The following is a 7,828-nucleotide window of genomic DNA, read 5'->3' as shown; positions in this document are numbered from 1 at the left end:
AATGGGACGGAGCGCTTTCCTGAGAAGTACCGGATCACTGGACGCTAAAGTGGACTCCTCGCACATTCACGAGTCCAACTTTTGGGGACCAGTTCAATCGTGGGAGCCGGCCCTTCCGGCATGTTTCGCCCGGCGCTGCTGCTAGGCAAGCAGCGACGGCTTCAGCTGCTGCAGGCGGCCCAGGAGTCCGTTGATGAACTGGGGCGACTCGTCGGTGGACAGCGTCTTGGCAAGCGCCACGGCTTCGCTGACCGCCACGCCATCCGGCACGTCGTCGTTGTAGAGCAGCTCCCAGGTGCCGATCCGCAGGATGGCCCGGTCCACGGACGGCATCCGTTCCAGGCTCCAGCCCTGGGAATAGGTCTCCAGGAACTCATCGATCGCGGCCTGCTGGGACACCACGCCCTCGACGATTTCCACGGTGTACGGATTGACGATCTGGTCCGTCTTTTCCCGGCGCGCCCGCAGGACGTCGAAGGGTGAGACAGAGCGCTGCTCGGCCTCGAAAAGAACATCCAGTGCCCTGCTGCGGGCTTTACCGCGTGCGCTCACTACTCAGTGACCCGGCCGAGGTAGCTGCCGTCGCGGGTGTCCACCTTGACCTTGGTGTTGTTCTCGATGAAGAGCGGGACCTGGATCTCGTAGCCGGTTTCCAGCGTGGCGGGCTTGGTGCCTGCCGAGGAGCGGTCGCCCTGCAGGCCCGGCTCGGTGTAGGTGATTTCCAGCACGACGCTCGGCGGCAGTTCGATGTACAGCGGGGTGCCGTCGTGGATGGCGATGTTGACCATCTGGTTTTCGAGCATGAAGTTGGTGGCGTCGCCCACGGTGGCACCGGAGACCGTGATCTGGTCGTAGTCGGAGGTGTCCATGAACACGAAGTCAGCACCGTCCTGGTAGAGGTACTGGTAATCGCGGCGGTCCACGGTGGCGGTCTCGATCTTGAGGCCGGCGTTGAACGTCTTGTCCACAACCTTGCCGGACATCACGTTCCGCATCTTGGTCCGCACGAAGGCGCCACCCTTGCCCGGCTTGACGTGCTGGAATTCGATGACGTTCCAGAGCTGGCCCTCGAGCTTAAGGACCGTTCCGTTCTTGATGTCGTTAGTGGTTGCCACTGGTTTCCTCTGGTTTCTCTGTCTGGCTGGATGGTCAGACGTTCTATGCCGGCCGGGCAAGCCAGGTGGCCCGCCGGCGCGTGTTTGTCAAAAATCGCGCGGTTCGGAAAAATCCAAGAACCATTCTACCGGTAATCCGCTGGCCGGTTTCCCGGAGCAGGGCGGGGGCAGTTCAGCAGGCCAGTTCCAGGACGTCCCGTGCCCGCTGGAGGGCCACCGTGGACGAGTAGATCAGGGCCGCGTCAGCCGACTCCGCCACCCGCAGGTCGAGTGCACGGGCAAAGGATTCCACCGCCGCGGACGTCTGGCCGGCGCTGTACTGGGTCTTGCCCAGGAACTGCAGCACGAGGGCTTCGCGCGGTGTTCCCTGCACCTCGCTGAGGAGCTGGCGGAAGAGTTCCACCGCACGGTCCGGGCGGTTGGAGACCCGGAGCACTTCAGCTTCGAACGCGCGCAGCCGGAAGGACTCCGGATCCCGGAACCGTGCTTCGGCCAGGAGTTCGGCAGCCTCGGCGGCGTGGCCTTCCACCAGCAGGACGAAGATATGGTCCGCGGGGTCGGTGGACGCGGCCAGTGCTTCGCGGCAGGCATCCTCGTTCACGATGGCAGGCAGCAGTGTTTCCGGATCGATCCTGATCCCCGGAAAGCCGGTCTCCGGCCAGTCGGATGTTCCCGTCATGTCGCCCGCCATCAGGAAGCAATCTCCTGGTAGGCGGCGAACAGGAGGGAGGTATCCGGCACGTCCAGGATCCCCGGCTTCGCCACGCCGTCGAGCACGACGAACCGCAGCAGGTCACCGCGCGATTTCTTGTCCCGGCGCATGCCGTCCAGCAGGCCCTGCCAACGGTCGCGGCGGTAGGTAACGGGCAGGCCCAGCCCTTCCAGGATGGTGCGGTGCCGGTCGGCGTCGGCGTCACTGAGGCGTCCCACGCTGCGGGCCAGTTCGGCGGCGAACATCATGCCCACGGACACGGCCGCGCCGTGCCGCCAGGAGTAGCGTTCCACCAGTTCGATGGCGTGGCCCAGGGTATGCCCGTAGTTGAGGATTTCACGCAGCCCGGACTCCTTCAGGTCCTCCGACACCACTTTTGCCTTGACGGTAATGGCCCGTTCGATCAGTTCCCGGATGGCCTCGGAGTGCGGGTCGGTAACAGCCGCGGTGTCCTTTTCCACCAGATCCAGGATTGCGGGGTCGGCGATGAAACCGCATTTGATGACCTCAGCCATGCCCGAAATGATTTCGTTCCTGGGCAGGGTGTCCAGCGTGTCCAGGTCGGCCAGGACCGCTGCCGGCGGGTGGAAGGCGCCCACCAGGTTCTTGCCTTCCGCGGTGTTGATGCCGGTCTTTCCACCCACGGCGGCGTCCACCATACCCAGCAGGCTGGTGGGCATGTGGATGACCTTCACACCGCGCAGCCAGGTGGCAGCCACAAAGCCGGCCAAGTCCGTCACCGCACCGCCCCCGACGGCGACAATGGCGTCGGAGCGCGTGAAATCGTTCTGCCCAAGGACCTGCCAGCAGAAAGCGGCAACCTGGATGTGCTTGCCCTCTTCCGCGTCCGGGATCTCGGCCGTCAGGGCGGTGAAACCGGCGGCGGCCAGTTCGTCACGCACCGTGTCGCCGGTGAGCCGCAGGGCACGCGGATGGATGACCAGCACGCGGCGGACCCGCTCACCCAGCCGCCCGGGAAGTTCACCGAGCAGGCCCCGCCCCACGACGACGTCGTAATTGTTGGCGGCGGACTCACCGGTGACTTTGATCACTGTTGATGAAGCGTTCACTGTTCAACTTCCTGTTTGGCAGCTGCGTAGTTCCGCAGTGCTGCTTCGAGCCGTTCGCCAAGCTCGGCAACAGTGCCGTGACGAACGTCCAGGGTGATATCTGCAAGCCGTTCGTAAACAGGCTTGCGGGTGGCGAACAGGGCCGTCCAGCGGCCCAGGGCGTCCCCGGCCAGCAGCGGACGCCCGGAGTTTCGGGCAATGCGGCTGGCGACAGTTTCGGCGTCGCACTCGAGGTACACCACGGTGCAGCGGCCGATCAGCTGCTGGGTTCCGGAATCCAGGACTGCACCGCCGCCGAGCGAAATCACCGTTGCGGTCCCTTCCGCCGCTTCTACGGCGGAGGCGACAGTCCGGGCTTCGATTTCCCTGAAGGCATGCTCGCCGCGGCCGGCGAAGATCTCGGCGATGGAGCCGTGCCCGGCAACGATGACGGCGTCGGTGTCGACGAACGGGACATGGAGCTGCTGCGCCAGTTGCTGCCCGATCGCGGATTTGCCCACGGCCATGGGACCGATCAGGACAATCGGCCGGTCGCCGACAGGACCTGTATTGCTACGCTGCGGCACTACTGGCCGATCGAGTCCAGGGACGCCGGAATGCTGTCCAGGTAACCCTTGATGTTGCGGGCGGTCTCAGCAACAGAGTCGCCGCCGAACTTCTCCGTGACGGCTTCAGCGAGGACCAGGGCCACCATGGCCTCGGCCACCACGCCGGCTGCGGGGACGGCACAGACGTCGGAGCGCTGGTGGTGCGCCTTCGCGGGCTCGCCGGTGCTGACGTCGATGGTCTTCAGGGCACGGGGTACGGTTGCAATCGGCTTCATGGCAGCGCGGACGCGCAGGACGTCGCCGATGCTCATGCCGCCCTCAATACCCCCGGCGCGGTTGCTCGCACGGACGATGCGGCCGGCATCGTCGCGGACGATCTCGTCGTGGGCGGCAGAACCGCGGCGCGCAGCGGTGCGGAATCCGTCACCGACCTCCACTCCCTTGATGGCCTGGATGCCCATCAGGGCGGCGGCGAGCCGGGAGTCGAGGCGGCGGTCCCAGTGCACGTAGCTGCCCAGTCCCGGGGGAAGGCCGTAGGCAAGCACCTCCACTACGCCGCCAAGGGTTTCGCCTTCCTTGTGGGCGGCGTCCACCTCGGCCACCATGGCGTCCGACGTTTCGCGGTCGAAGCAGCGCAGCGGATCGGCGTCAAGGGCAATGACGTCGGCGGGGACAGGCAGCGGCCGGCCTTCCGGAACGGTCACGCTGGCGATGGACACGGTGTGGCTGACCAGTTCGATCCCGAGGTGCTTGAGGAACCTTGCGGCCACGGTGCCCATGGCAACACGCGTGGCGGTTTCGCGGGCACTTGCGCGCTCCAGCACGGGACGCGCCTCGTCGAAGCCGTACTTCTGCATGCCGGTGAAGTCGGCGTGCCCCGGGCGGGGGCGGGTGAGGGGGGCGTTGCGGGCCTGGTCGGCGAGCAGTTCGGGGTCCACGGGGTCCGCGGACATGATCTGCTCCCACTTGGGCCATTCGGTGTTCCCCACCTGGATGGCAACGGGACCGCCCTGGGTGATGCCGTGGCGGACGCCGCCGAGGATGGTCACAACGTCCTGCTCGAACTTCATGCGCGCGCCGCGGCCGTAGCCCAGGCGGCGGCGTGCCAAGGAGTCTGCGATGTGCCCGCTGGTGATTTCCACACCGGCGGGGACGCCTTCAATAATTCCCATCAGAGCCGGACCATGGGATTCACCGGCAGTCAACCAACGCAACATATCTTCCATCCTGCCACGGGGGGCGGTTACAAAGCCCGTCGGGGAAGGCCGACTGAGGCGCACATCACATCTATGACGGCCGCATTGACGTCATCGCCGCGGCGGGTGAAAAGGCGTACCTGTTCCACCGCCTGGTACAGCAGCATCTCCAGGCCGGGCACCACAGCGCCGCCGCCCGCCTGCCACACGGAGGCCACCAGGCTGGGCCAGGGGTCGTAGGCAACATCCAGCAGCACGCCGGGGGTGGTTGTTTTCAGCTCCGCTATTTCGGCTGCCAGCCCGTCCGCGGCCCGCGGCGGCAGGGTGGAGATGACGACGTCGGCGGCGGCCGTGGGGTGCGCCGCGTCCGCCAGGCGGCGGATGTCCAGGTCCACGCCCAGGCTTGCGGCGGCGGAGCGGACCTCCCCGGTCCTGGAGGTGTCACGGACGAAGAGCTGGACGTGGTCCGTCCCGAGTTCCTTCAGCGCCGCGATGGCAGAGGCCGCTGTTCCCCCGCCGCCGAGGACGACGGCGGCGGGAGCTGTCCCCGTCCCGGCGTGCCGCAGGGCGTTGACGATCCCGGCAACATCGGTGTTGAATCCCACCATCTTCCGGCCGGCGTCGTGCTCCTCAAAGGACACCGTGTTGACCACGCCGAGCGTCCGGGCCACGCCGCGGACCTCGTCCACCTCGTTGAGCATGGCTGTCTTGAGCGGCATGGTGACCGACAGCCCGCGCCAGCCCGGCTGGTCGCGGATCTGCCGCATCAGCGATGGCAGCAGCTCTTCCGTGACGTCGATGGCCGTGTAGCTGATCCCGATCCCCAGCCGGGTGTAGGCCGCGTGGTGCAGCGCCGGTGATTTCGAGTGGTTGATCGGGTGGCCGAGGACGGCAGCCCGCAGGCTCATGCGCAGCGGCCCACGTTGGCCATGCACCACGCGTTGTACTGCTCAACGAAGACGTTGTGCTCCGCCAGCGTGCGGGAGAACTTGGTCTCCTTGGTGTCCAGGTTGATGGTCACCCAGTACAGGTAGTCATTGGTCTTAGGCTTCGCTGCGGCGTCGATGGCAGTCTTGCCCGGCGAACCGATAGGGCCTGGGGGCAGTCCCGGGTTGGCGTAGGTGTTGTAGGGGTTGGACTTGTCCTGGCGCTGTTCGTCGGTGAAGTTGTAGCTCTTGGTGCCCAGGCCGTAGGTAACGGCGGAGTCCACCTGGAGGTAGCCGTTGGTCTGGTCGTTGGGCTTCAGCCGGTTGTAGATGGCACCGGCCACGTCGCCGTACTCGGCCTGGCCGCCCTCGGCCTGGACGATGCTGGCCACAATCACGGCTTCGTACTGTTTCGCCGGATCGGTGATTCCCTGGGACTTCAGTTCATCGACGGTGATGTTGACGAGCGCCTGGAGGATGTCCTTCGCCGGGGTGCCAAGGGGGAAACGGTGCTCTCCCGGCGCCAGGTAGCCTTCCAGGTTCTTGGCATTGGCGGGGAGGCCGAACTGCGCGGGCTGGTTGCTGAGTGCCTGCAGATCCTGGATAGAGATCCCCGACCCCTCGGAGATCGCCTCCAGGGATTCGTTGACGCGCAGCCCCGCGCTCAGGGCGAAGTAAATGACCTTGGCCTTGTCCTGGCCGAGGAGGACGTCCACGGCGTCGCTGTTCTTCATTTCGGACCTGAAGGTGTAGTCACCGGGCGACAGGGTTCCCCCCGAGGACGCGAACGCCTGCAGGAAGGTGTCTGCGTTGGCCACCACTCCCTTGTTTTCAAGGTCCGCCGCGACGGAGCGGGTGCCTTCGCCGTTCTCCACGGTTACCTGGACTTCTCCCGTTCCCGGGCCAGGGAAGTCGCTGGGCTTGCCGCTGCCGAGGAGCGGTTTGAGGAACTGTGCACCGACAGCCACGGCCGTAACGAAAACGGCAAGGGTGAGGAAGAGTGCCAGCAGCCTGCGCCGGCGCCGGACCTTCTTGGAGGGCCTGGCCACTACCTGCGCCGCCGTGGAGCCGGCCAGGAGTCCATGGTGGCCGCCGTCGTCGTGGTGCGCGTCGTGGTGATGCCCGGCGTCGTGGTGGATTCCGTGGTGGGCGTCGTCGGGGTGGACCCCATGGTGGTAAGCCTCGTCGTGGTAGGCCTGCCCGTGGTCCAGGTCGTCCCGGTAGCCCTGCTCTTCCCGGTAGGTGTGCGCGGGAAGATGGACCTGGTTCAGGTGCTGGGTTGCAGGGGCATGCTGCTGGCCCACCAGCGCGGGCTCCTCATGGACGGCGTGCACCCCGTCCTCGTGCTGAACAGCGTCATTGTGCTCAGCTGGACCGGCATCCTGGATGGACGGGGGCATCATGGGAGGAGCCGGGACCGGCTCGTTAACCGGGGCAGGGTCCGCTGTTTGCACCGGAGCGGCCGGCGCAGGAACCGCGGGCGGCCCGGCGGGTGGTGGCGGAACGTCATGCCCGGTCTCATAAGCCTGCTCGGGAACAATGCCCTGGCCGCCGGTGTTGAGGCTCTTTTCCCGCGCCCGGATTTCCTTGCGCGTCAGGGGCCTCCCCGTCCCGCCGTCAAGCGGGCCGGAAGCATCGTCAATGTTGGCAGGGCTCACTGTTGCCTTCCATTATCTGAAAATCGGGCCGTGTCCCCCGGAGTGCCGGGGACGGACTCGTCCACCCCGCCGGCACTCTGGTCCACGGACAGGGATGGCGCTGTCACGCGTGAGCCGACATCCGCTCCCCTGGCTTTCTGCATGTCGATGGCGTGCTGGAGAATCCCTGCCGCCGCGACCTGATCCACTACTTTACGGTGATTCCTGCTGCTCATGCCAGCTTCGTGCAGGTTGCGGTGGGCCGTCACGCTGCTGAGCCGCTCATCCACGAGGTTGACCGGCACCTCCAGGCTGCGGGCTGCCAGCTCGGCAACCAGCAGTTCCGCGTAGTCGCCGGCCATCCGTGCGGACGAGTGTTCCTCGCCTTTCATGGTCCTGGGCAGCCCGACGATGACCTGGACGGCACCGAGCTCCTCAACCAGCCTGGCGATGAACTTGACGTCGGAGTTCTTTTTCGGGTTCCGGTCCAGCGTCTTGTAGGGCGTGGCGAGGATCGAGTCGCGGTCGCAGATGGCCACCCCGACCCGGACGGTGCCGACGTCCACCCCCAGTTTCACGCCCTGGGGGTAGCCGCCGGCAGCTGCAGGATTGGTCATGGCAGGG

Annotated in this window: 9 protein-coding genes; all 9 read right to left on the bottom strand. The window is 66.3% G+C overall.

Going from position 1 to position 7,828, the window contains the following annotated elements; translation table 11 throughout:
• Window positions 1–141 precede the first annotated feature (141 nt).
• Window positions 142–552 (bottom strand): transcription antitermination factor NusB, encoded by a 411-nt coding sequence (nusB, locus tag AC5RU7_RS16665; RefSeq protein ID WP_133347200.1) that lies wholly within the window; start codon window positions 550–552, stop codon window positions 142–144.
• Window positions 552–1,115, bottom strand: a complete 564-nt coding sequence (gene efp, locus AC5RU7_RS16660; protein ID WP_043454411.1) for an elongation factor P — start codon at window positions 1,113–1,115, stop codon at window positions 552–554. The genes nusB and efp overlap by 1 nt, the downstream gene beginning before the upstream one ends.
• 172 nt (window positions 1,116–1,287) lie before the next feature.
• Complete coding sequence (locus AC5RU7_RS16655) at window positions 1,288–1,806, bottom strand: tetratricopeptide repeat protein (RefSeq protein WP_494053167.1); 519 nt, start codon at window positions 1,804–1,806, stop codon at window positions 1,288–1,290.
• Window positions 1,806–2,897, bottom strand: coding sequence for a 3-dehydroquinate synthase (gene aroB / locus AC5RU7_RS16650; RefSeq protein ID WP_494053166.1), 1,092 nt, complete (start codon window positions 2,895–2,897; stop codon window positions 1,806–1,808). Before aroB ends, AC5RU7_RS16655 begins: the two co-directional genes overlap by 1 nt.
• Window positions 2,894–3,463: a shikimate kinase gene (locus tag AC5RU7_RS16645; protein WP_494009259.1), complete on the bottom strand. Its 570-nt coding sequence runs from the start codon at window positions 3,461–3,463 to the stop codon at window positions 2,894–2,896. The genes aroB and AC5RU7_RS16645 overlap by 4 nt, the downstream gene beginning before the upstream one ends.
• Entirely contained in the window at window positions 3,463–4,662 is a 1,200-nt protein-coding gene (gene aroC, locus AC5RU7_RS16640) for a chorismate synthase (RefSeq protein ID WP_494053165.1), read from the bottom strand. Before aroC ends, AC5RU7_RS16645 begins: the two co-directional genes overlap by 1 nt.
• A 26-nt stretch (window positions 4,663–4,688) precedes the next feature.
• Window positions 4,689–5,549, bottom strand: a complete 861-nt coding sequence (locus AC5RU7_RS16635; protein WP_494053164.1) for a shikimate dehydrogenase — start codon at window positions 5,547–5,549, stop codon at window positions 4,689–4,691.
• Window positions 5,546–7,225, bottom strand: coding sequence for an endolytic transglycosylase MltG (mltG, locus tag AC5RU7_RS16630; protein ID WP_494053163.1), 1,680 nt, complete (start codon window positions 7,223–7,225; stop codon window positions 5,546–5,548). Before mltG ends, AC5RU7_RS16635 begins: the two co-directional genes overlap by 4 nt.
• On the bottom strand, window positions 7,222–7,821 hold the full coding sequence (gene ruvX / locus AC5RU7_RS16625; RefSeq protein WP_494053162.1) for a Holliday junction resolvase RuvX: 600 nt from the start codon (window positions 7,819–7,821) through the stop codon (window positions 7,222–7,224). The genes mltG and ruvX overlap by 4 nt, the downstream gene beginning before the upstream one ends.
• Between the last annotated feature and the right edge of the window lie 7 nt (window positions 7,822–7,828).

It is taken from the genome of Arthrobacter sp. K410C, assembly GCF_059090105.1.
Note: the sequence above shows the minus strand (reverse complement) of the source record. Positions and strands in the feature narration are given on the sequence as shown.

Bases quoted from the DNA above. Each gene is read 5' to 3' on its own strand.
- aroC (WP_494053165.1), bottom strand. From the start codon at position 4,662: ATGTTGCGTTGGTTGACTGCCGGTGAATCCCATGGTCCGGCTCTGATG.
- AC5RU7_RS16635 (WP_494053164.1), bottom strand. From the start codon at position 5,549: ATGAGCCTGCGGGCTGCCGTCCTCGGCCACCCGATCAACCACTCGAAA.
- AC5RU7_RS16655 (WP_494053167.1), bottom strand. From the start codon at position 1,806: ATGGCGGGCGACATGACGGGAACATCCGACTGGCCGGAGACCGGCTTT.
- ruvX (WP_494053162.1), bottom strand. From the start codon at position 7,821: ATGACCAATCCTGCAGCTGCCGGCGGCTACCCCCAGGGCGTGAAACTG.